The sequence below is a fragment of the Paraburkholderia sp. RAU6.4a genome (assembly GCF_050435625.1).
Lineage (GTDB): Bacteria > Pseudomonadota > Gammaproteobacteria > Burkholderiales > Burkholderiaceae > Paraburkholderia > Paraburkholderia tuberum.
The window spans coordinates 2,513,605-2,536,600 of the sequence record NZ_JBNDKQ010000003.1 but is presented as its reverse complement, the minus strand read 5'-3'; the positions used below and the strand labels follow the sequence as shown (position 1 = coordinate 2,536,600).

The following is a 22,996-nucleotide window of genomic DNA, read 5'->3' as shown; positions in this document are numbered from 1 at the left end:
AACATGGCTCATTCCTGGTTTGCCACCCGTCTGCGCGCGCTCGGCAGCATGGCCGCGCTGTCGCTCACCGCGCTCGCGACGATGCCGTCGGCGGCTCACTCGGCGTCGATCACGCTGTACAACGCGCAGCACGAGCAGGTCGTCAATCTGCTCGCAAAGGACTTCGAAAAGCAGTCGGGCATCTCGGTGAAAGTGCGCAACGGCGAAGGCCCGGCGCTCGCCGCGCAGATCGTCGCGGAAGGCGCGGCCTCGCCCGCCGACGTGTACTTCACGGAGAACTCGCCGGAGCTGATGCTGCTCGAGGAAAAGGGGCTGCTCGCGAAGGTCGACGAAGCGACGCTCCGCGCGGTGCCGGCACGTTTCAATTCGCCGAGCGGTGTATGGGTCGCCGTGACCGCGCGCGAGAGCGTGCTCGCATACAACACGACGAAGCTGCAGCCGTCCCAACTGCCGCAATCGGTGTTCGACCTCGCGAAGCCTGAATGGAAAGGCAAGGTCGGCATCGCGCCGAGCGACGCCGACTTCCTGCCTCTCGTGAGCGCGGTGCTGGCCCTGAAGGGTGAAGAGCAGACGCTCGCGTGGCTGAAGGGTCTCAAAGCCAACTCGCAGATCTTCGACGATGACGAAGGCGTGGTCGCCGCGGTCAATCGCGGCGGGGTCGCGACCGGTCTGATCAACAACTACTACTGGTCGCGTCTGCATGCGGAAATCGGCGATGCGAAAACCCGCAGCGCGATCTATCACTTCGGCCACGGCGACGCCGGTGCGCTCGTCAACGTATCGGGCGCGGGCGTGCTGAAGTCCGCGCACAACGCGGACGGCGCGCAGAAGTTTCTCGCCTATCTGGTCAGCGAACGCGCACAGCAGCTGATGGCCAACAGCCACGTGATGTTCGAATATCCGCTGCACGCGGGTGTCGCGCCGGACCCGATCCTCAAGCCGTTTGCCGAACTGACTCCGCCCACGCTGACGATCCAGCAGCTCGGCGACGATAGCCAGGCCGGCAAGCTGCTACGTCAGGCAGGCCTGCTGTAAATGAGCGAAGCACTGTCAGCCGGTCCGCCGGCTGTCCCCCCAGCCCCGGCGCGCGGGCGGACGCGCGCGCCGCGCGGCCTTTTTGCGGCGGCAGCACTCAGCGCTTTGCTGGTGCTGCTGCCGATTGCGTTTACGTTCTGGCGCGCGGCGAGCTTCGGCATCGGCGACGCGCTCGATCTGATCTGGCGGCCGCTCGTCGGCGAGCTGCTCGTCAATACGGCGTTGATCACCGTCACGACTACCCTCGTTTGCGCGGTGATCGGCACCGCGGCCGCGTGGTTCGTCGAGCGCACGCACCTTCCCGGACGGCGCGCGTGGGCCGTGCTGTGCGCCGCGCCGCTCGCGATGCCGGCCTTCATTTCGAGCTATGCGTGGGTGTCGTTGAGCGAGGACTTGCAGGACTTCAACGGCGCGCTGCTCGTCTTGACCTGCGCGTATTTTCCGCTCGTCTATCTGCCGGTCGCCGCCGCGCTGCGCGGCATGGACCCGGCACTCGAAGAAAGCGCGCGCGCGCTCGGCTGCAACCGCTGGACGAGTTTCGCGCGCGTCGTGCTGCCGCAACTGCGGCCGGCGCTGCTGGGCGGCATGCTGCTCGTCGCGCTCGGCGTGCTATCGGAATTCGGCGCGTTCACGCTGCTGCGCTTTCATACGTTCACCACGCAGATCTACGCGGAATATCGCACCAGCTTCGACGGCGGCGGTGCATCGCTGCTCGCGTGTCTGCTGATCGTGATCTGCCTCGTCGTGCTTGCGTTCGAGTTTCGCGTGCGCGGTGCAGCGCGCTATGAGCGCGTCGATCGCGGCACGCGCCGCGCGGTGTTGCGCTACGAGCTCGGCGGGTGGCGCTGGCTCGTCGTCGTGGGCTTTGCGCTGCTGACGCTTGCGACGCTCGGCGTACCGCTCGGCATGATCGGCTTCTGGCTCACGCAGCCGGGCGCGGCCGCCGTGACACCCGCCGAAGTATCGCCCGAACTGCTGTGGAACGCGACGTGTTCGTCGCTGGGTTTCGGCCTGGCGGCCGCCGCGCTGACCACGTTGCTCGTGGTGCCGCTCGCGTTTCTGCTGGTGCGTTATCCGACGCGTTTCGCGACGCTGTTCGAGCGCACCGTGTTTCTCGCGCAGGGCGTGCCGGGGCTCGTGATTGCGCTCGCGATCGTCTCGCTCGCCGTGCATGCGCTGCAGCCGCTCTATCAAAGCGCGACGCTGCTGATCGTCGCCTACGCGATCCTGTTCATGCCGGTCGCGCTCGTCAGCGTGCGCGCGGCATTCATGCAGGCGCAGCCGCGCCTCGAGGAAACCGCGCGCGCGCTCGGCCTTGACTGGACGCAGACGCTCGTGCGCGTCGTGCTGCCGCTCGCGGGCCCCGGGCTCGGCGCTGCCGCGGCGATGGTGTTCATCTCGGTCGTCACCGAACTGAACGCGACGCTGCTGCTGTCGCCGCTCGACACGCAAACGCTGGCGACCCAGGTGTGGGCCGACACGTCGACGATGGCGTTCGCCGCCGCCGCGCCGTATGCGGCGCTGCTGACCGGCATCTCGCTGTGCGCGTCGGGGCTGCTGTTCGCGCTGCTCGGCCGCTCGGCGCTGCTCGGCGAGCGCGGCTGACACGCGCCGGCTTTTTCATCGCTGCTTTTGTTCGACTACTTCGGATTTTCATGAGCGAACTTCGTATCCGCGGACTGCAGAAATCGTTCGACGGTCACCCGGTGCTGCACGGCCTCGATCTCTCGGTCGAGCGCGGCACGCTGCTCGCGCTGCTTGGGCCCTCGGGCAGCGGCAAGACCACGCTGCTGCGCCTGTTGTGCGGCTTCGAGCGCGCGGACGGCGGCAGCGTCGAGATCGATGGCCGGCGCGTCGTCGGCGACAACCTGCACGTACCGTCGGAGCAACGCCGCATCGGCTACGTGCCGCAGGAAGGCGCGCTGTTTCCGCATCTGTCGGTCGCGGACAACATCGTGTTCGGTCTGCCACGCACGCAGCGCCGCGCGCGCCATCGCGTCGCTGAGTTGCTGGAGCTGGTCGGCCTGCCCGCGCATTTTGGCGAGCGCGCGCCGCAGCAACTGTCGGGCGGTCAACAGCAACGTGTCGCGCTCGCCCGTGCGCTCGCACCCACGCCGACGCTGATCATGCTCGACGAGCCGTTCTCCTCGCTCGACGCCGCGCTGCGCGTCGAAACGCGCCTGGCGGTCGCAAGTGCGCTGGCCGCGGCCGGCGCGACTGCCGTGCTGGTCACGCACGATCAGTCCGAGGCGTTGTCGCTCGGGCATGAGGTCGCGGTGCTATGGAATGGGAGGCTGATCCAGACCGCGACGCCCGAAGTGCTATACCGCCGGCCGGTGACGCGCGAGCTTGCGTCGTTCGTTGGCGAGGCGGTCTTGTTGCCGGGCATCGCGCAACAGGATCGCGCGAGTTGCGAGCTCGGCGAACTCCCACTGGTCGCGCCCGTCGGCCACGGTGCGGTCGACGTGATGGTGCGTCCCGAGCAGATTCGCCTGCTGCGCGCCGATGAAACCGCGCGCACAGGCGCCGCGCACGACGCGCTCGTCACTGACGTGATCTTCCAGGGGCAGGACGCAAGCGTCGCGCTGCAATTGCAGTCCGCGACGCGGGCGATGGTGCGCGCGCGCGTGCCCGGTTATCTGTGCCCGCGTCCGGGTGAGCGCGTGCGGCTCGCGGTCGAGGGTGAAGTGACCGCCTATTCGCGCACCTGAACGGCTAAGGCTGGCACGCTCGGCTACCGCAGCGACAGATCCTGCACCATCTGCTGCGCCAGATAATCGCAGGTCGGCCGATCCGATTTCGCGCTGCGCGCGACCACGATTTCGAGCGGCGCGATTCTCGGCAGCCCTTGCGCGTCGCCGAGTATCGCGAGCCGCGGCGGCACGCTGCACCGCGTCAGCGCAATCACCGACAAACCGGCATCCACGGTCGCGACGAGCCCCATCAGGCTCGCGCTGCTGAACGCCGCGCGATAACGGATGCGCGCGCCATCCAGCGCAGCCAGCGTGTGCTGGCGCGCGACGCAGCCCGGCTCGTACAACCCCACCGGCAACGGCGAGGCCTTCAGCACCGGCGTGTCGACCGACGCCCCCACCCACACCATCGGTTCGCTGCGCACGAATTCGCCGCGCATCCTGCGGTCGCGCGTGACGAATGCGAGGTCGATCTTGTTGTCCGCGAGCATCGGCGCGAGTGCCGTGCTCTGCGCGCAGACGATCTCGATCTCGACGCGCGGATACAGCGTCGCGAAACGCCGCAACACCGGCGATAGCAGCGACGACACATAGTCGTCCGGCGCGCCGAGCACCACCCGCCCGGTCACCTCGGGCCGCACGATCGCCGACCACGCCTCCTCCTGCAACGCAAGCGCGCGCCGCGCGTATTCGAGCAGCGTACTGCCGGGCCGCGTCAGCGACAGGTTGCGCGTGTTGCGTGCGAACAGCGTCGTGCCGAGCATCGTTTCGAGCCGCTTGATCTGCATGCTGACCGCCGCCTGCGAGCGATGCACGCTCGCCGCCGCCTTCGTGAAGCTGCCCGCCTCCACGACCGCGACGAAGCTGCGCAACAGATCGACGTCGAATTCAGGGTTCACGATTTATCAACCGGGCTTATGGAATTGCTCAATTTAATTCGTTTGTGAACAGGCCACAAGCGGCGCAATACTCGCAGGCATCATGTTTCGGAGTCGTTGCGCATGTCCCTCACCTCACGTCAACAAGGCGCGATCACGCTGGCGAGCGGCGGCCTGCTGATGGGCACGATCGGCGTTTTCGTCGAGGAGGCGCGGCTCGATGCGCTGACGCTCGTGTTCTTCCGCTGCCTGTTCGGCTTTCTCTCGCTCGCCGCCTATTGCGCGTGGAAGGGCTTTTTCACGCGCGCACAGTTCACGCGCCGCACGGTCGCGCTCGCGCTGATTTCCGGCGTGCTGATGGTCACGCAATGGGTCGGCTTTTTCGATGCGATTCATCGCACCAGCATCGCGGTCGCGACCGTCGTATTTCATGTGCAGCCGTTCTGGGTCGTGCTGATCGGCGCGGCGCTCTTTAACGAGCGGCTCGGCGCGGACCGGCTCGGCTGGATCGCGACGGCGTTCGTCGGGCTCGTGCTCGCGTCGGGCGTGATCGCGGCCGGAAACCTGCAAGGCCACAGCAGCTATCTGATCGGCTTGAGCGAAGCGCTGCTCGGCTCGCTGCTGTATGCGAGCGTCACGCTGATCGCGAAGAGCCTCGGCGAAATGCGCCCGCATCTGCTGACGCTCACGCAATGCGCGGTCGGCGTGATCTGCCTGCCTCTGATCGCGCCGCTCATCGCGCCTTTGACGCTCACGCATATCGGTCCGATCCAGTGGTTCTGGCTGATCGGCATGGGCGTGCTGCACACGGGATTGTCGTATGTGCTGATTTACGGCGCGCTGCCCAAGCTCAGCACGCCAGTGATCGCGGTGCTGTTGTTCGTTTATCCGCTGACCGCGATCGTCGTGGATGCGCTCGTGTATGGCCGTGCGCTATCGCTGTCTCAACTGGCGGGCATGGCGCTGATCGTCGCCGCGAGTCTCGGCGTCAATCTCGGCTGGCCGTTGCTGACGCTGCTGCATCCGGGTGGGCGGGCACGCAGTCACGCGAAGTAAAGCGCGCCGCCCGCCCGGTTCTTACTGCGGCAGCGTCTCGCCCTTCGTCTCCGGCGCGAACGGAATCACGAACAGGCCGAGCACGAACACGAGCGCGGTCAACGCGATCGGCACGCCGAGCGTCTGCATATGCAGCACCGCCGCGCCGAGCAGAAAGTTGACGCCGGCGCCGACGAAGCGTCCAAACGACGTGCAGAACGCAAACGCCGTCGCGCGTACGCGGGTTTCGAACTGCTCGGGCAGCCACAGGCTGAACAACGCGAAGTTGCCGCCGAAAAAGCCCAGCACGAACAGCCACGCGATGAACGGCGCGAGCCCGTTCGGCAGATAGAACGCCCAACCGAAGCTCGCCGCGATCGACACCGCCATCCCCGCGAAGTACACCGCGAGCGTCATCTTGCGGCCGATGCGCTCGGCCAGTGGCGGCAGCGCGAGACAACCGAGGATCGTGCCGATCGACAGCAAGCCGGTCGCGAGCGACGCGGTGCGAATCGAATCGCCCTTGGACATGCCGGCGCGCGCCGCCAGTTGGATCACCGCGGACGGCTCGTAGACGGCGCCCGCCCACAGCCCGATGATCGCGATCGTCAGCAGAATGCACGCGACCCATGTGCGACGCCGGTAAGCCGGCCCCATGATCTCGCGCAACGGCTTCACGCGCACCGTCTTTGCGTCGGCTTTCTGCCACTTCTCCGGCTCCTTCACGCGCAGCAGAATCAGAATCGCGACGACGACCGGTACCGCGCCGGTCAGGAACATCGCGCGCCAGCCGAAATGCACGCCGACCGTGTAATTGAGCGCAGCCGCGAGGAAGAAGCCCGCGTAGTAGCCGGTCTGCAGATAACCGGCGCCCATTTTGCGACGATCCTCCGGCCAGGCCTCGGCAACGTAGGTGCCCGCGAGCGCCCATTCCCCGCCGATCCCGACGCCCGCGATGAAGCGAAAAATACCGAGCTGCCACACATTGGTCGAGGTCGCGGCGAGCCCGGTGAAAATCGCGAACGTGAAGATGGTGGCGGCGAGCACCTTGGTGCGGCCGAAGCGATCGGCGAGCGGTCCCCAGATGAACGACAGTCCCCAACCGACCAGAAACAGCGCGAACAGGATCGATCCCGCGAGGCCGACATTCGACGGCGTCGCCGCGAAGCCCGAACGCGGCAACAGCTCGGTCAGCGCGGGCGTGAGCACCAGCGCGTAAATGAACGAGTCCATGCCGTCGAGCGTCCAGCCGGCCCACGCTCCCCAGAACCCTGCGATCTGCGAACGATTGAGCGGTGTGCGCTGACGCGCGACCGCTCGTCGGTCGGTTACTGTATTCATCATGCTCCTCCGGCCTACGATAGTTGAACGTAACGAAGAAAGGGACGGGCGCGCTTGGGGATGGCTCGACGACGTTGATTGATCGGCGATGTCCTCGTACAACTCATTCAGAGGACGGCGCGAGCACCTGCCTGGAATGTGGTTCAAGACTTCCGGGTTTGCCCGCGCCGAAATGCGCGTCTTTTCATATATAATATTTGATACCATGACCGACGCAACTGAAGGTTTTCCCCTGGACGCCGCCATGTCCGGTTCGTTTCTTCCGGCCGCCGCGCCGCGCGAAAGCACCTCGCACATGATTGCTGAGGCGCTGCGCGCGGCGATCGTCGACGGCACGCTCGCGCCTGGCGCCCCGCTGCGCCAGGACGCGATTGCCCGGCATTTCTCGGTCAGTGCGATTCCCGTGCGTGAGGCGCTGCGCCAGCTCGAAAGCGAGGGCTGGGCACGCGCGGCGGTCCATAAAGGCGCGAGCGTCGCGCCGCTGTCCGCCAACGAAGCGCGCGAGATCTACGAGATCCGCTCGGCGCTCGAAAGTCTTGCGCTCGGCCTTGCGATTCCGCATCACACCGCCGCGACGCTGCGCGAAGCCAGGGACTTGTGCCGCGCCGCCGAGCGCGAAGAGGATCCGTCGCTATACGTCACGCGCAATGCCGCGTTTCATATGTGTCTCTACGCGCCCGCCGGCCGGCCGCAGCTCGAGGACATGATCGGCTTGCTGCACCGGCGCGGCGAACGCTATCTGCGCCTGAAGTTCGGCTTGCCGTCATACAAGGGCGAGTCCGACAGTGAGCACGCCGCGCTGCTCGATGCCGTCGAGCGCCGCGATATCGCGACCGCGCAGTCGCTGGTGGTCGCGCATCTGCTCGGCACCGGCGAGCTTCTGCATCGTTTCCTGACCGAGCGCGCGCGCGAAGAAGCGCTTGCGCATCAACCGAAGCCGCGCGGCCGACGCCCGCGCGTCACCACCGGGAGCTGATCGAACCGATGACCGAGCCGATGAACCACCCCGCCGAAGCCGCCGCATCGCGGTCCACTACCCGCTCGTGGACGACCCGGCGCGACGAAAAGAATCGCCGCCTCGCGGCCATCGCGCCGTGGCTCGAAGACGGCGTGCTGCCCACGCACCGCATCGTCGATGCGCTCGAAACGCTGATCCAGCCCGGCGAGCGCGTCGCGCTCGAAGGCGACAACCAGAAGCAGGCCGACTTCCTGTCGCGCTCGCTCGCCACGGTCGATCCTCACAAGCTGCACGACGTGCATCTGCTGATTTCGAGCATCAGTCGTCCTGAGCACTTGACGCTGTTCGAGCGCGGCATCGCGCACAAGGTCGATTTCTCGTTCGCGGGGCCGCAGAGTCTGCGCGTCGCGCAACTGCTCGAAGACGGCCAGCTCGAAATCGGCGCGATCTATACGTATGTCGAGCTGTATGCGCGCATGTTCGTCGACCTGACGCCGCACGTTGCACTGCTGTGCGCGGACAAGGCCGACCGTCACGGCAATCTGTACACCGGCCCGAATACCGAGGACACGCCGACGATCGCCGAGGCCGCCGCGTTCCGTCACGGCATCGTGATCGTGCAGGTCAACGAGATCGTCGACGAATTGCCGCGCGTCGACATTCCGGGCTCGTGGGTCGACGTGGTCGTGCAGGCGGACCGGCCGTTCGCGGTCGAGCCGCTGTTCACGCGCGATCCGCGTCATATCGGCGACTTGCAGGTGCTGACCGCGATGATGGTGATACGCGGCATCTACCAGCCGTATGGCGTCACGTCGCTGAATCACGGCATAGGCTTCGATACCGCGGCGATCGAACTGCTGCTGCCCACCTACGGCGAATCGCTCGGTCTGAAGGGCAGGATCTGCCGCAACTGGACACTCAATCCGCACCCGACGATGATCCCCGCGATCGAGTCGGGCTGGGTCGACAGCATCCATTGCTTCGGCAGCGAGGTCGGCATGGAGGCGTATATCGAGGCGCGCCCCGATGTGTTCTTCACCGGCAACGACGGCAGCCTGCGCTCGAACCGCGTGCTGTGTCAGTTGGCCGGGCAATACGGCGTCGACCTGTTCATCGGCTCGACGCTGCAGATCGATGCGGACGCGAATTCGTCGACGGTCACGCGCGGACGGCTCGCCGGTTTCGGCGGCGCGCCGAACATGGGCCACGATCCGCGCGGCCGGCGTCATTCGAGCGAGGCGTGGCTGAAGCTGTTGAAGGGCGACGGCGCGGTGTCGCGTGGCCAGAAGCTCGTGGTGCAACTCGCGGAAACGTACAAGAAAGGCGGCGAGCCGACCTTCGTCGATGAACTCGACGCGGTCGCGGTCGGCGCGAAAAACGGCATGCCGATCGCGCCGGTGATGATCTACGGCGACGACGTGAGCCATGTGGTCACCGAGGAAGGCATCGCGCATCTGCACAAGGCCGAAGGCATCGACGAGCGGCGCGCGGCGGTCGCGGCGGTGGCCGGTGTCACGCCGATCGGTCTGCGCGCGAAGCCCGAGAAAACCGCGGAATTGCGCCGGCGCGGCATCGTCGCGTATCCGGAAGATCTCGGCATCCGGCGCGGCGACGCGAAGCGTTCGCTGCTCGCGGCGCGCAGCATCGACGATCTGGTCACGTGGTCGGGCGGACTGTACGCGCCGCCCGCGCGCTTCCGGAGCTGGTGACGATGGCGTCCGCTGCTGTTCTTCCTGAACGGTTGGACGCGCCGCATGCTTCGGTCCTACACGATGCATGTAGCAGGTCGCCGGTCGCGCCGTTTTCAGACGCGCAACTCGCGCGCGACGCGATCACCGCGCTGATCGACGAGGCGGAGCTCACGCCGAAGCCCGCGCTCGTCGACCGGCGCGGCAGCGGCGCGCATCGCGACCTCGATCTCGCGATCATGCGGCGCTCCGCGCACGCGCTCGAACCGACCTTCGCGGCGCTGGCGCGCACGGCGCGCCGCCGCGGCGAACCCTCGGCGCTGCTGCGCGCCGAGCTCGCGCAGATCGGCCGCGCGGGCGAACAGGAGATGATGCAGGCGACGGGAGGGAGCAATGCGCATCGCGGCGCGATCTGGATCATCGGCTTGCTGGTTGCGGGCGTGGCGCTCGAAACGGCTTCGAGTTCCTCCGTGCGTGCGCACAGACCTGGCGATCCCAACCGTGTCGATACCTCGCGCATCTGCACGCTGGCCGCGCAGATCGCCTGCTTCCCGGACCGCTTCGCCGCTTCGTCCGATAGCCACGGCGAACGCGCGCGTCGACGCTATCAGGTCGGCGGCGCGCGGCGCGAAGCGCAGGACGGCTTTCCGCACGCGCTCGACGTCGGTCTGCCGGCATTGCACGCGGCCCGCGCGCGCGGCCTCGACGAAAACGCCGCGCGCATCGATGCGCTGCTCGCGATCATGAGTACGCTCGACGATACCTGCCTGCTGCATCGCGCGGGACTCGCCGGCTTGCATGCGGGGCAGCGCGGAGCGCGGCGCGTGCTCGACGCGGGCGGCAGTTCGACAGCCGCGGGCCGCGTCGCGCTCGACGCGCTCGAACGCGAACTGCTGTCGCTGAACGCATCGCCGGGCGGCGCGGCCGATCTGCTCGCCGCCACCCTCTTTCTCGACATGCTGGCGCATCGCGACGCCAGCCGGAGCTGAGCCTCATGGAACATCTGACCTTCGACTATCCGGCGCAACGCGCCGTCACGACCCGCGCGCACGTCGGCGTGGTCGGCTCGGGCGATCTGGAAGTGCTGCTGTCGCCTGCCGCCGCCGATCCAGGGGGTTCGGCGCTCGCCGCGCACGTGGTGGTGCGCACCAGCGTCGACGGCTATAGCCACATCTGGAAGAGCGTGCTCGACCGCTTCTTCACGCGCTACGACGGCGCCGCGCACATCGAGATCAACGACTTCGGCGCGACGCCGGGCGTGGTCGCGTTGCGGCTCGCCGAAGCGGTCGAAGCGGCCGAGGAAGGAGACAGCGTATGAGCACGAGCGCCAGCGTACATAGCGCGCCGCTGCTGCGCGAAAGCTTCATCGAACTGCCCGCGCGCGAGCGCGCCCGCTCGGTGCTCGACGCGGGCAGCTTCCGCGAACTGCTCGGACCGTTCGATCGCATCGGGTCGCCGTGGCTGCCCTTGCAGGGCATCGTCTGCCAGGCCGACGACGGTTGCGTAATCGCGCGCGGCACGATCGACGGCGAACCGGCCGTAGTCGCCGCGATCGAATCGGCGTTCCAGGGCGGCAGCATCGGCGAAGTGTCGGGCAGCAAGATCGCCGCGGCGCTCGAGATGGCGCTACGCGACTGCGAGCGTGGCAAGCTCGTGCGCCCCGTCGTGCTGTTCGAGACCGGCGGCGTGCGGTTGCAGGAAGCGAACCTTGGGCTTGCGGTCATCGCCGAGATTCAGGCGGCGATCGTCGCGCTGCGCCGGCGCGTGCCGGTGGTCGGCGTGATCGCGGGCATGGTCGGCTGCTTTGGCGGCATGTCGCTCGCGGCCGCGCTGTGCTCGTATCTGATCGTGACGAAGCAGGGACGGCTCGGCATGAACGGACCTGAAGTGATCGAGCAGGAAGCCGGTATCGAAGAACTCGATGCGAGCGATCGCCGCCGCGTATGGCAACTGATCGGCGGCGAGCAGCGCGTCGCGAGCGCGCTCGCCGACACGCTCGTCGACGACGATGCCGAGGCCGTGCGCGCCGCCGTACGCGCCGCGTTCGCGCAAGGCGTGCCGGCCACGCATCGCAGCGAGCAGGTCGACACGTTCTTGCAGCGGCTCGCGCGGATCGATCCGGCCAGCGTCACGCCCGAGACGCTGCGTGATGTGTACAACCCGCAAGGGCGCGATGCGTCGAACAAGGAGCAGGCATGAACGACACAACACTCACGCGCGGCGCGCGCTGGTTCAATGCACTTGCCGGCGAATCGTCGAGCGCGGCGCCCGTCTGGAGCGGCGATGCGCCGCTCGGCGGCGACACCGCGCGCTTCATCACGGTCGTGCCCGATCCCGTGAACCGTTTTCCGCGCGCGACCACCAACGTGGTCGGGCTCGAACAAGGCTGGCAACTCGCGCGCGCGGTGCGTGAAGCGATCGAAGCGGATGCGGGTGTGGACGCCGGCACGCGCCGCCCGATCGTCGCCATCGTCGACGTGAAGAGCCAGGCGTACGGCTATCGCGAGGAAATGCTCGGCATCCACCTCGCCTGCGCGGCCGCCGTCGACGCCTATGCGAGCGCGCGCGACGCCGGCCATCCGGTGATCGCGCTGATCGTCGGTCCGGCGATGTCCGGCGCGTTCCTCGCGCATGGCTATCAGGCGAACCGCATCGTCGCGCTCGACGCGCCCGGCACGATGGTCCACGCGATGGGCAAGGAAGCGGCCGCGCGCGTCACGCGCCGCACGGTCGAAGAACTCGACGAACTCGGCGACACGATCGTGCCGATGTCGTATTCGATGGCGTCGTTCGCGAAGTTGGGGCTGCTCGATCAGTTGATCGAAGGCATCGACGCGGACGCGCCCGACGCGGCACAGATCGAGCGCGTGCGCAAGGTGCTGGTCGAGCAGATTCGCAGCGCGCGCGAGGGGGATCGTACGCTCGCGCGTCGGCTGGAATCGGCGGCGGCGCGGCAGACTCGCGCGGCGTCGATCGAGGTGCGGCGGCGTCTTGCCGAACAATGGGATGCCGTGTGATGCGCGTGTGTGCGGCTGCGCCCTTCTCCACCGTGCACGCCACGTCGTGCGACGCGCGGTGGCGGCCGCATGATCTGCTGCGCTTGCGGCGGCTGGACTCGCCCGATGATGAACCAGCGTGGGTTCGCGACGCGTTCGAACGCGCGCCGTATGCGGTCGTCCGACGCGCGCTCGCCGCTGATGGTTTCGTCGCGATCGGCGTACGCGGTGCGAAGCGAGCGCAACGCTACGGCACATGGGTGCATGCGGACGATATCGTCGGTGCCGTGCCGCCGGAATCGCTCGCGCAGACGCAAGCCGATGCTGGGCGTGATGCATTGCCCTCGTTCGTTGCACTGCTTTCGTTGCAACGTGATTCGGGCGGTCCGCTTGCTGGATTCGCTTGGGGACCTATTGGCAGCACCGGCTTTGAACTGGCGACGCACGTGCCGACTGTCAACGAAACGAGCGACCTCGATCTGTTGATCCGCGTGCCGCAACCGCTGGCGCTGAATGTCGCGAGTGCTTTGCTGGAGCAACTGCAAACGCTCGCGGCGCATATCGGTATCCGCATCGATGCGCAACTCGAAACGCCCGCGGGTGGCGTGGCGCTCGCGGAATGGGCCGCGGGCAAGGCGCGCGTGCTTGCCCGCGATGCGAGCGGCCCCCGCTTGATCGCCGATCCGTGGGCGGCGGTTGCTCACAATGGCATTGCCTGATGCTCGCGCTTCTGTTCCCCGGCCAGGGTGCGCAGAGCGAAGGCTTTCTGCATCGACTGCCGCAGCATCGCGCGGTACAGGACACGCTCGCTGAAGCCTCCGACACACTTGGCATCGACGTGCTGACGCTCGACTCAGCCGACGCTTTCGATTCGACGGTCGCGGTGCAACTGGGCTTGACCGTCGCGGGCGTCGCGATCATGCGCGCGCTCGCCGATGAAGGATTGGCGGCGGAGATCAGCGCGGGACTGTCGATCGGCGCGTATGCGGCGGCGGTCAGTTGTGGCGCGGTGGCGTTCCGCGACGCGCTGAAGATGGTGCAGCGACGCGCCGAGCTGATGGAAACTGCTTATCCGGCGGGCTATGGTCTCGCGGCCGTCTCCGGCTTGAGCGAGCAGCAGGCGGAAACGCTCGTTGCACAGCAGGCCGCAGAGCAACGGCAACGCGTGTATATCGGCAACGTCAATGCACCGCGCCAGATCGTGATGGCCGGCGCGGACGATGCGCTCGACGGGTTCATCGAACGCGCGCTCGCGGCCGGCGCGCGCAAGGCCACGCGGCTCGCGGTCAGCGTGCCCTCGCATTGCGAATTGCTCGCGCGTGCGAGCGACGAACTGCTGGCGTACTCGCGCACGTTGCATTTTGAAAGACCGCGCGGTGTTTATATCGGCAATCGCGGTGGACGCCCGTTATATACGGCCGATGCGATTCGCGAGGATCTTGCGACCAATATGCGTTACACCGTGCGCTGGTTCGATGCGCTGACCGTGATGCAGGAAATGGGCGCGCAGGTGCTGGTCGAGGCGCCGCCGGGGCAGGTGTTGACAGATATCGTGAGGGAGAATTTTTCTGAGGTCAGTGCGCTGGCTGCGAGTACATTGCCGTTTGACAGGTTGGTGGGGACGGTACGCAGGCGGTTGGAGCGTGGCTGACGGGGTGTGCTTTGCGGTGTGCGAACTCCGCTCAGAAGAATCATTCCGACAGCCTCAGACAGATAAAGGTCGCGTCTGGTCCATGCTGCTTCGGCGCGCCCGGAGAAAAGAGCTGCATGCGCCTGACGCAGTCCGGATCTGCACAAACGGCTGACGCCGAACCCGGGGAGGACGCGCATCGCGCAGATCGCCTTGACTGGTGTTCCTTCGAGGCGAGAACCGGGTCCCGTTTACATGTTTTTTATACCCCAGCACGTGGTCTTACCACGGCGTTTACGCCCTTTTTCCTAGGCTTGATCCTGGAAAGATCCGTCATGGGAGGGCATCGTCATGGATCTGGTTTACCTCATCGCCATCGCCGCATTCGGGGGGCTGGTCGCAGCGCTTGCGGTCGGCTGCGACAAGCTCCGCCGCGCCCCCGGAGGCCGTCCGTGACTTCCTGGATGACGTGGCTCGCCGCAGTGTCGACGCTCATACTGTTTGTCTACCTCGTGTACGCCCTGCTGCGAGCGGAGGCCCTCGAATGAACGCCAATAACCTGTTCCAGACAGGACTTTATATCGTCGTGCTGATCGCGCTCGCGATTCCGCTTGGCCGCTACATGACCAGCGTGCTTGACGGCTCGTCCGTGGTCGTGCGGCGTATCGGAAGGCCGCTGGAGGGGGTGTTATACAAGCTCGCTGGCGTCAATCCCGAAGCCGAAATGGCATGGACGCACTATGCCCTCGCCGTGATCGTTTTCAATGCGCTCGGCGCGCTGGTCGTGTACGGATTCCTGCGCCTCCAGCAATGGCTGCCGGCAAACCCGCAGGGTTTCGGTCCGATGACCCCCGACGCTGCATTCAATACGGCCATCAGCTTTGTGACCAATACGAACTGGCAGAATTACACGCCGGAGTCGACCGTCAGCTACCTGACGCAGATGGCCGCGTTAGCCGTTCAGAACTTTTTTTCGGCCGCCACCGGTATTGCCGTCGTCGTAGCGCTGATCCGCGGCTTTGCACGCCATACGACGAAAACCATCGGCAACTTCTGGGTCGACCTCACGCGCATCACGCTTTACATCCTCGCGCCGCTCGCGACGGTCATCGCGCTCGTATTCATCAGCCAGGGTGCGATCCAGAATTTCGAGTCATACAAGGACGTCGCCACGCTGCAGGTCACGACCTACCAGACGCCCAGGACCGATGCCCAGGGCAACCCGGTGAAGGATGCGAAGGGCAATCCGGTCATGGTCGACAACAAGGCCGACAGGCAGACCATCGCGATGGGACCGACCGCGTCACAGGAAGCGATCAAGATGCTCGGCACCAATGGGGGCGGCTTCTTTAACGCCAACTCCGCGCACCCGTATGAAAACCCGACGCCGTTCGCGAACTTCGTGCAGATGATCGCGATGCTCGTCATTCCTGCGGCGTTGTGCCTTGTGTTCGGCCGGATGGTAGGCGACCAGCGCCAGGGATACGCCATCCTCGCCGCGATGACGATCGCCTTCGCGGCCGCCTGCTGGGTGGAGATTTCCTCCGAGCAGGGCGGCAATCCGCTGCTTGCCTCGCTGCATGTGGATCAAACCGCGTCCGCCTTGCAGCCGGGCGGCAACATGGAAGGCAAGGAGACGCGCTTCGGTATCGCGCAGTCGGGGATCTTCACGGTCGCGACGACTTCAGCGTCATGCGGTGCGGTCAACAACATGCACGATTCGCTCACGCCGATCGGCGGGCTGGTCCCGCTATTGTTGATCCAGCTCGGCGAAGTGATCTTCGGCGGGGTTGGTTCCGGTCTGTACGGCATGCTCGTGTTCGCGCTGCTTGCGGTATTCGTCGCCGGCCTGATGATCGGCCGCACGCCAGAGTATGTCGGCAAGAAGATCGAGTCGTATGAGATGAAGATGGTCTCCATCGCTGTGCTGCTCACGCCATTGCTCGTACTGGTCGGTGCGTCGGCCGGCGTCCTGACGGCTGCTGGCGTGGCCGGAATCGCCAACCCCGGTCCACACGGCTTCTCCGAAATCCTGTATGCCTACAGCTCCGCCGCGAACAACAACGGCAGCGCATTCGCCGGTCTTTCGGTCAACACGCCGTTCTACAACGTAACGCTCGCGATCGCCATGTGGTTCGGCCGCTTCGGATCGATCATCCCTGTGCTGGCCATCGCCGGTTCGCTCGCTGACAAGAAGCGCATTGCCGTTACCGCCGGTACCTTGCCGACTCACGGTCCGCTGTTCGTTGTGCTGCTGCTTGGCACCGTGGTGCTCGTTGGTGCACTGACTTATGTGCCGGCGCTTGCCCTCGGCCCGGTCGTCGAGCACCTGATCATGATCTCGGGTCACTGATTGCGAGGAAAGCATGACTACCCGTACCCAACCGCCTGTCCATCAGCCGGGCAATATCGGTCAGGCACGCACTGCGGCCCGGTCGATGTTCGATCCGGCGATTGTCAGGCCGGCGCTCGTCGATTCATTCAGAAAGCTTGCGCCGCGTACCCAGCTGCGCAACCCGGTGATGTTCTGCGTCTATGTCGGCAGCATCCTGACGACGATCCTGTGGTTTGCTGCGCTCGCCGGCCAGGCCGAGGCGCCTGCGGGGTTCATCCTCGCGATCGCGCTGTGGCTGTGGTTCACGGTGCTCTTTGCGAACTTTGCCGAAGCGCTGGCCGAAGGCCGTTCGAAGGCCCAGGCCGCGTCGCTGCGCAGCGCCAAACACAATGTGGTGGCAAAAAAGCTGCAGGAGCCGCATCCGAAAGCGCCGATCCGCATCATGGCCGCGAACGATCTGCGCCGCGGCGACGTCGTTCTGGTCGAGACAGGTGACGTGATCCCGGCCGACGGCGAAGTGATCGAAGGGGTGGCGTCGGTCGACGAATCGGCGATCACCGGCGAATCCGCACCGGTGATCCGCGAGTCGGGCGGCGACTTTTCATCGGTGACGGGTGGCACGCGCGTGCTGTCGGACTGGATCGTCGTACGCGTCAGTGTGAACCCGGGTGAAGCGTTCCTTGACCGTATGATCGCGATGGTCGAAGGCGCGAAGCGTCAGAAGACGCCGAACGAAATTGCACTGACGATCCTGTTGGTCGCGCTGACGCTGGTTCTGCTGTTCGCTACCGCCACGCTGCTGCCGTTCTCGATGTTCTCCGTCGAAGTGGCAAAAGCCGGCCACGTCGTGACGATCACCGCGCTCGTTGCCCTGCTCGTGTGCCTGATTCCAACGACGATCGGCGGCCTGCTGTCGGCGATCGGTGTTGCGGGCATGAGCCGCATGATGCAGGCGAACGTGATCGCGACCTCGGGCCGTGCTGTTGAAGCCGCCGGCGACGTAGACGTGCTGCTGCTCGACAAGACCGGCACGATTACGCTCGGCAACCGTCAGGCCTCGGCCTTCATACCGGCACCGGGCGTCACGGAGGAAGCGCTCGCCGATGGCGCACAGCTGTCGTCGCTTGCCGACGAGACGCCGGAAGGCCGCAGCATCACTGTGCTCGCGAAGCAGCGTTTCAACATCCGCGAGCGCGATATGAACTCGTTGCACGCGACCTTCCTCGCGTTCAGCGCGCAGTCGCGGATGAGCGGCGTCGACCTGTCCCCCAAGGGGACTTCCTCCGGGGCGCCGGGCCGCGAGATCCGCAAAGGCGCGGCAGAAGCGATCAAGCACTATGTCGAAATGCACGGCGGGCAGTTTGCATCCGAGGTCGAGAGCGCCGTGACGGATGTCGCGCGACGTGGCAGCACACCGCTCGTGGTGGCGGAAAAACTCGGCGACGTAGCGCGCGTGCTGGGTGTGATCGAACTGAAGGACATCGTCAAGGGCGGTATCAAGGAACGTTTCGCCGAACTGCGCCAGATGGGCATCAAGACCATCATGATCACCGGCGACAACCGGCTGACCGCCGCGGCGATCGCGGCCGAAGCGGGCGTCGACGATTTCCTCGCCGAAGCCACGCCGGAGGCGAAGCTCACGATCATCCGCACGCATCAGGGTGAAGGACGCCTCGTCGCGATGACCGGCGACGGTACCAATGATGCCCCCGCACTCGCGCAGGCCGACGTCGCGGTGGCCATGAATACGGGCACGCAGGCGGCCAAGGAAGCCGGCAACATGGTCGACCTCGACTCCAACCCGACGAAACTGATCGAGATTGTCGAGATCGGCAAGCAGATGCTGATGACACGCGGGTCGCTCACGACATTCTCGATTGCCAACGACGTCGCGAAGTATTTCGCGATCATCCCGGCGGCGTTCGCGACGACCTATCCGCAGTTGCGGGTGCTCGACGTGATGCATCTGAGTTCGCCGGCTTCGGCAATCCTGTCGGCAGTGATCTTCAATGCGCTGATCATCGTGGCGCTGATCCCGCTTGCGCTCAAGGGTGTGAAGTACCGACCGCTGGGGGCTGCCCCACTGTTGCGCCGCAACCTGCTGGTCTATGGGCTCGGCGGAATTCTGCTCCCGTTTCCGTTCATCAAGCTGATCGACATGATCATGTCCGCGTTTGGCTGGGTTTGACACAAAGAGCGCAAACATCATGAAAAACCTGATTCGCCCCGTACTTGTGCTGTTCGTCGTACTGACCGTGATCGCGGGGGGCATTTATCCGATTGTTGTGACGGCCATCGGACGTATGGCGTTTCCACACCAGGCGAGCGGCAGCCTGATTGAGCACAACGGCAAGGCCGTGGGCTCCGCCGTGATCGGCCAGCAGTTCGACGCACCGTACTATTTCTGGGGACGCCTGTCGGCGACCACACCGAACCCTTACAACGCGCAAAACTCGGGCGGCTCGAACCTTGGTCCGACCAACCCCGCACTCGCTGACGAAATCAAAGGTCGCATCGATGCCTTGAAGGCAGCGGGCACCGACATGTCGCAACCGGTACCGGTGGATCTTGTGACGTCCTCAGCCAGCGGTCTCGATCCCGAGATCAGTCCCGCTGCGGCGGCCTATCAGACCGCACGCGTTGCCAAGGCCCGCGGGCTGACGACCGACCAGGTCACCGAGCTGGTTGCCCGCTCTACGTCCGGGCGGCAGTTCGGCATTTTTGGCGAAGCGCGCGTCAATGTGCTCAAGCTCAACCTCGCGCTCGACGACCTCAAACCCATGCACGGATGATGTGCTGCCAACGTGCGTCTGGCGGGAAGGTGGGCGGGTCTGACGTCTGCCGCCGGCCGTTTATGGGAGACACTCGATGGACCGCCCCGACCCAGACGAACTTCTGGATAGGATCCAGCGGGATAAAGAGAAACAGCAGCGTGGCCGCCTGAAGGTCTTCTTTGGCGCGTCAGCGGGCGTGGGGAAGACGTTTGCGATGCTGCAGGCCGCCCGGCGGCAGCAGGAAGAAGGCGCCGATGTGGTTGTCGGGATCATCGAGACCCATGGCCGCAAGGAAACCATCGCGCTGCTGGATGGTCTCGAGATACTGCCGCTCGCGCGCCACGAATATCGCGGCCACCAGCTCTCCGAGTTCGACATCGACGCCGCGCTCGCCCGCAGGCCAAAACTCATCCTCGTCGACGAGCTCGCGCACTCGAACGTGCAGGGCGCGCGGCACCTGAAGCGCTGGCAAGACGTCCACGAACTCCTCGACGCGGGCATCGACGTCTACACGACGGTCAACGTCCAGCATCTCGAAAGTCTCAATGATATTGTCGGTCAGATCACGGGTATCCGGGTCTGGGAAACTGTCCCCGACCGGGTGTTCGATGGCGCCGACGAGGTCACACTAGTCGACTTGCCCGCCGAAGAGCTGCTCGACCGGATGCGAGACGGCAAGGTCTACCTGCCCCAGCAGGCCGAGCATGCCGTGCGTAACTTCTTTCGCAAGGGCAACCTGATTGCGCTGCGCGAACTGGCGCTGCGCCGTACCGCGGATCGCGTCGATGCGCAGATGCGTGAGTATCGCGCCGACCAGTCTATTGAGCGTATCTGGCAGGCACGCGAGCGGCTCATTGTGTGCGTCGGACCGGGGCCGGAAGCGCCAGTGCTGGTGCGCGCCGCTTCGCGGCTCGCCACGAGCATCAAGGCCGACTGGATAGCCGTGTATGTCGAGACGCCGAAACTGCAGCGCATGCCGGACGACTTGCGCAAACGAACGCTCGATGCGCTGAAGCTCGCCGCCGAACTCGGGGCCGAAACTGCCACGCTCGACGGGACTGACGCCGCACAAACGCTCGTTGCTTACGCCCGCATGCGCAATGTGTCCAGGCTGGTTGCCGGCGCGTCAGCGCGGGGACGCTGGCGGCGGCTGATCGTGCCGCCGGTCGGCGAGCAACTCGTGCAGAACGCGCGCGACATCGACGTCACGCTGATGAGCGCGGCCCCGGAGCGTGAGGGCCGGAATATGCGAGCCGGTGCTCCGAGCTTTGCTGTGGCGCCCGGAGGCGGCGGGCGCTTGAAGCCGCAAAGCTATTTTTACGCCCTGGCAATCTGCGGAGGAATCACAGTCGTTGCGTCAGCCTTTCTCCACCATATCGCTCTGGCGAACCTGGTGATGCTGTATCTGCTCGGCGTGATCTTCGCGGCCGCGCGACTCGGCCGCGGGCCGGGCGTGCTGCTGTCGTTCCTCAGCGTGGCGGCGTTCGATTTCTTCTTCGTACCGCCGCAGATGACATTCGCGGTTTCGGACACGCAATACGTGCTGACCTTCTTCGTGATGCTGCTGACTTCCTTGACAATCAGTCATCTGACGTCGAGCCTGCGCCGTCAGGCGCACATCGCGACCATGCGCGAACGGCGCACCAGTGCGATGTACGCCATGTCACGTGAACTGGGCGCGGCGCTGACGACCGGGCAGATCATCGAGATCGGTACGCGGCACGTCGGCGAAGTGTTTCACGCGCGCGTCGCGATCCTGCTGCCGGACAGCGCAGAGAAGATCTGGCAGAAAGTCGAAGAGCCTAACCCTGCTGTCATGCTGGACGCACAAGCGCTCGACCTCGATATCGGTCAATGGGTGTATGACCAGCAAAAACCTGCCGGACGTGGCACGGATACGCTGCCCGCCACGGACGCGCTGTACCTGCCGCTAAAGGCACCGATGCGTACGCGCGGCGTGCTCGCGATGGTATCGGAGCAGACTTCGGATCTGGCGAGTCCAGAGCAGCAGCGGATGCTCGATGCGTTCGCCGCCCAGATTGCGCTGGCGCTCGAACGCGTTCACTACGTGGAAATCGCGCAGGACGCGCTCATCAACATGGAGTCCGAGCGACTGCGCAACTCCCTGCTGTCGGCGATCTCACACGACCTGCGCACGCCACTGACCGCAATCGTCGGATTCGCGTCGATGCTTGCCGAACAGGACAAAAGCGGTGTGCCTGCGAGAACGACCAGCGAAGTCGTCGACGCAATCCACGAGGAGGCGCTCAGGATGAATGGTCTTGTCACGAACCTGCTCGACATGGCACGCCTCGAAGCGGGTGGCGTGCGCCTGAACCGGCAATGGTCGATGCTCGAGGAGGTCGTCGGCGCGGCCCTCGGCGCTTGCCGGCGTACGCTCGCCGGGCGCCCGGTCCAGGTGCATGTACCGCCTGATCTGCCACTGCTGCAGCTTGATGCGGTGCTGATGGAGCGGCTCTTTGTGAATCTCTTCGAGAACGCGGCGAAGTACACGCCACCGGGGACGCCGCTCACGATCGATGCCACGCCGGCCCATGATGGCGGCCGGAAATATGTGAAGGTCTGCGTCGACGATAGCGGGCCCGGCCTGCCGCCGGGCATGGAGACGCGCGTGTTCGACAAGTTCACGCGCGGCGAGAAAGAATCGGCGAAGGCCGGGATAGGTCTTGGCCTCGCGATCTGCCGTGCCATTGTCGAGGCGCATGGCGGCAGGATCGGGGCCGAGAATCGTACCGGCACAATGGGTAAGATCATTGGCGCGCGCTTCTGGTTCATGCTGCCCGCCGATGAGACCCCGCCGGCCGAAGCGCCACCCGCAGAGCTATGGCCCGACGATGGAGAGCAGGCGGCGTCAACAGGGGGCACCTTCCCGGCACCGGCCGTCGATCCGGCAAAACCATGAGCGAGCCGACGGTCACCGTCGTTCTGATTGAAGACGACAAGCACATCCGTCGTTTCGTTCACACGGCACTGGAAGCGGATGGCATGACGGTCTTTGATGCCGAAACGGGGGAGCAAGGGCTGGCGCAAGCCGCAACACGGCGGCCTGATCTCGTCATCGTCGATCTTGGTTTGCCGGATATGGACGGCATTGACGTGATTCGGGAACTGCGTAGCTGGTCCACTGTGCCGGTGCTCGTGCTGACGGCGCGAACCCGGGAGGAGCATAAGGTCGCGGCGCTCGACGCTGGGGCCGATGACTACCTGACCAAGCCGTTCGGATTGCCGGAACTGACTGCGCGAATCCGCGCCCACCTGCGGCGGCGAACCTGCGGCGGCAGGACGGGGTCGACCAAAGTGCATTTCGGCGCTGTCACGATCGATCTTGCGGAACGGAGGGTAACGCGCGACAGCCAGTTCGTCCATCTCACCCCGATCGAATACCGGCTACTGTCGGCGCTTGTGTCACGCGCAGGATGGGTGCTGACGCGTCGACAGCTACTTCAGGAGGTGTGGGGCCAAACGCACGCTGATAATGACCACTATTTGCGAGTCTACATGGGGCACCTGCGCCAGAAACTCGAACGTGATCCGGCGCAACCAGAGTACATCATCACGGAGACTGGCGTAGGCTACAGACTGGTCGGAGCGAACGACTATCAGGGGCAGTAG

Annotated in this window: 20 protein-coding genes; 18 read left to right on the top strand and 2 right to left on the bottom strand. The window is 65.7% G+C overall.

The features are described 5' to 3' along the window. Window positions 1–3 precede the first annotated feature (3 nt). Genes OKW40_RS36280 through OKW40_RS36270 form a run of 3 tightly spaced genes read left to right on the top strand, consistent with a single transcriptional unit; the run spans window position 4 to window position 3,746 of the window. On the top strand, window positions 4–1,035 hold the full coding sequence (locus OKW40_RS36280; protein WP_429493762.1) for an iron ABC transporter substrate-binding protein: 1,032 nt from the start codon (window positions 4–6) through the stop codon (window positions 1,033–1,035). Beyond that, window positions 1,036–2,640 carry an ABC transporter permease gene (locus tag OKW40_RS36275; protein ID WP_429493761.1) on the top strand — a complete coding sequence of 535 codons (1,605 nt, stop codon included), beginning with the start codon at window positions 1,036–1,038 and terminating at the stop codon, window positions 2,638–2,640. 50 nt (window positions 2,641–2,690) lie between these two features. Further along, complete coding sequence (locus tag OKW40_RS36270; protein ID WP_429493760.1) at window positions 2,691–3,746, top strand: ABC transporter ATP-binding protein; 1,056 nt, start codon at window positions 2,691–2,693, stop codon at window positions 3,744–3,746. A gap of 23 nt (window positions 3,747–3,769) precedes the next feature. On the opposite strand, the gene OKW40_RS36265 is transcribed toward OKW40_RS36270, so the two are convergent. Beyond that, window positions 3,770–4,627 (bottom strand): LysR family transcriptional regulator, encoded by an 858-nt coding sequence (locus tag OKW40_RS36265; RefSeq protein WP_090806141.1) that lies wholly within the window; start codon window positions 4,625–4,627, stop codon window positions 3,770–3,772. Between the two features lie 102 nt (window positions 4,628–4,729). Between OKW40_RS36265 and OKW40_RS36260 the strand changes: the two genes are divergently transcribed. Further along, the gene (locus OKW40_RS36260) at window positions 4,730–5,662 is read left to right on the top strand and encodes a DMT family transporter (protein ID WP_187618376.1); all 933 of its coding nucleotides are present in this window, start codon (window positions 4,730–4,732) and stop codon (window positions 5,660–5,662) included. 21 nt (window positions 5,663–5,683) lie between these two features. Here OKW40_RS36260 and OKW40_RS36255 read toward each other — a convergent pair whose 3' ends face one another. Beyond that, window positions 5,684–6,982: an MFS transporter gene (locus OKW40_RS36255; protein ID WP_176078874.1), complete on the bottom strand. Its 1,299-nt coding sequence runs from the start codon at window positions 6,980–6,982 to the stop codon at window positions 5,684–5,686. Between the two features lie 205 nt (window positions 6,983–7,187). Between OKW40_RS36255 and OKW40_RS36250 the strand changes: the two genes are divergently transcribed. The 14 genes from OKW40_RS36250 to kdpE all read left to right on the top strand — a co-directional run bounded on the left by OKW40_RS36250 (window position 7,188) and on the right by kdpE (window position 22,996). After that, complete coding sequence (locus OKW40_RS36250; RefSeq protein ID WP_184068364.1) at window positions 7,188–7,958, top strand: GntR family transcriptional regulator; 771 nt, start codon at window positions 7,188–7,190, stop codon at window positions 7,956–7,958. A 20-nt stretch (window positions 7,959–7,978) separates the two neighbouring features. Further along, a complete protein-coding gene (gene mdcA, locus OKW40_RS36245) occupies window positions 7,979–9,649 on the top strand; it encodes a malonate decarboxylase subunit alpha (RefSeq protein ID WP_429493759.1) in 1,671 nt (556 codons plus the stop codon). Between the two features lie 2 nt (window positions 9,650–9,651). After that, a complete protein-coding gene (locus OKW40_RS36240; protein WP_429493758.1) occupies window positions 9,652–10,617 on the top strand; it encodes a triphosphoribosyl-dephospho-CoA synthase in 966 nt (321 codons plus the stop codon). Window positions 10,618–10,622: 5 nt separating this feature from the next. Continuing rightward, a complete protein-coding gene (locus OKW40_RS36235; protein WP_184038621.1) occupies window positions 10,623–10,946 on the top strand; it encodes a malonate decarboxylase subunit delta in 324 nt (107 codons plus the stop codon). After that, window positions 10,943–11,827, top strand: a complete 885-nt coding sequence (locus OKW40_RS36230) for a biotin-independent malonate decarboxylase subunit beta (protein WP_429493757.1) — start codon at window positions 10,943–10,945, stop codon at window positions 11,825–11,827. Before OKW40_RS36235 ends, OKW40_RS36230 begins: the two co-directional genes overlap by 4 nt. Next, window positions 11,824–12,645, top strand: a complete 822-nt coding sequence (gene mdcE / locus OKW40_RS36225) for a biotin-independent malonate decarboxylase subunit gamma (protein WP_429493756.1) — start codon at window positions 11,824–11,826, stop codon at window positions 12,643–12,645. The genes OKW40_RS36230 and mdcE overlap by 4 nt, the downstream gene beginning before the upstream one ends. Next, window positions 12,645–13,343, top strand: coding sequence for a malonate decarboxylase holo-ACP synthase (locus OKW40_RS36220; protein ID WP_429403275.1), 699 nt, complete (start codon window positions 12,645–12,647; stop codon window positions 13,341–13,343). Before mdcE ends, OKW40_RS36220 begins: the two co-directional genes overlap by 1 nt. Then, window positions 13,343–14,275 (top strand): malonate decarboxylase subunit epsilon, encoded by a 933-nt coding sequence (gene mdcH, locus OKW40_RS36215; RefSeq protein WP_429493755.1) that lies wholly within the window; start codon window positions 13,343–13,345, stop codon window positions 14,273–14,275. Before OKW40_RS36220 ends, mdcH begins: the two co-directional genes overlap by 1 nt. Window positions 14,276–14,706: 431 nt before the next feature. Beyond that, entirely contained in the window at window positions 14,707–14,802 is a 96-nt protein-coding gene (gene kdpF / locus OKW40_RS36210; protein WP_311734925.1) for a K(+)-transporting ATPase subunit F, read from the top strand. Continuing rightward, entirely contained in the window at window positions 14,799–16,607 is a 1,809-nt protein-coding gene (kdpA, locus tag OKW40_RS36205) for a potassium-transporting ATPase subunit KdpA (protein ID WP_184068349.1), read from the top strand. Before kdpF ends, kdpA begins: the two co-directional genes overlap by 4 nt. Window positions 16,608–16,620: 13 nt before the next feature. Next, window positions 16,621–18,777, top strand: coding sequence for a potassium-transporting ATPase subunit KdpB (kdpB, locus tag OKW40_RS36200; RefSeq protein ID WP_429493754.1), 2,157 nt, complete (start codon window positions 16,621–16,623; stop codon window positions 18,775–18,777). 19 nt (window positions 18,778–18,796) lie between these two features. Further along, window positions 18,797–19,381, top strand: a complete 585-nt coding sequence (gene kdpC / locus OKW40_RS36195) for a potassium-transporting ATPase subunit KdpC (RefSeq protein ID WP_429493753.1) — start codon at window positions 18,797–18,799, stop codon at window positions 19,379–19,381. Between the two features lie 76 nt (window positions 19,382–19,457). Beyond that, window positions 19,458–22,286, top strand: a complete 2,829-nt coding sequence (locus OKW40_RS36190) for a sensor histidine kinase (protein WP_184068339.1) — start codon at window positions 19,458–19,460, stop codon at window positions 22,284–22,286. After that, the gene (kdpE, locus tag OKW40_RS36185) at window positions 22,283–22,996 is read left to right on the top strand and encodes a two-component system response regulator KdpE (protein WP_429493752.1); all 714 of its coding nucleotides are present in this window, start codon (window positions 22,283–22,285) and stop codon (window positions 22,994–22,996) included. The genes OKW40_RS36190 and kdpE overlap by 4 nt, the downstream gene beginning before the upstream one ends.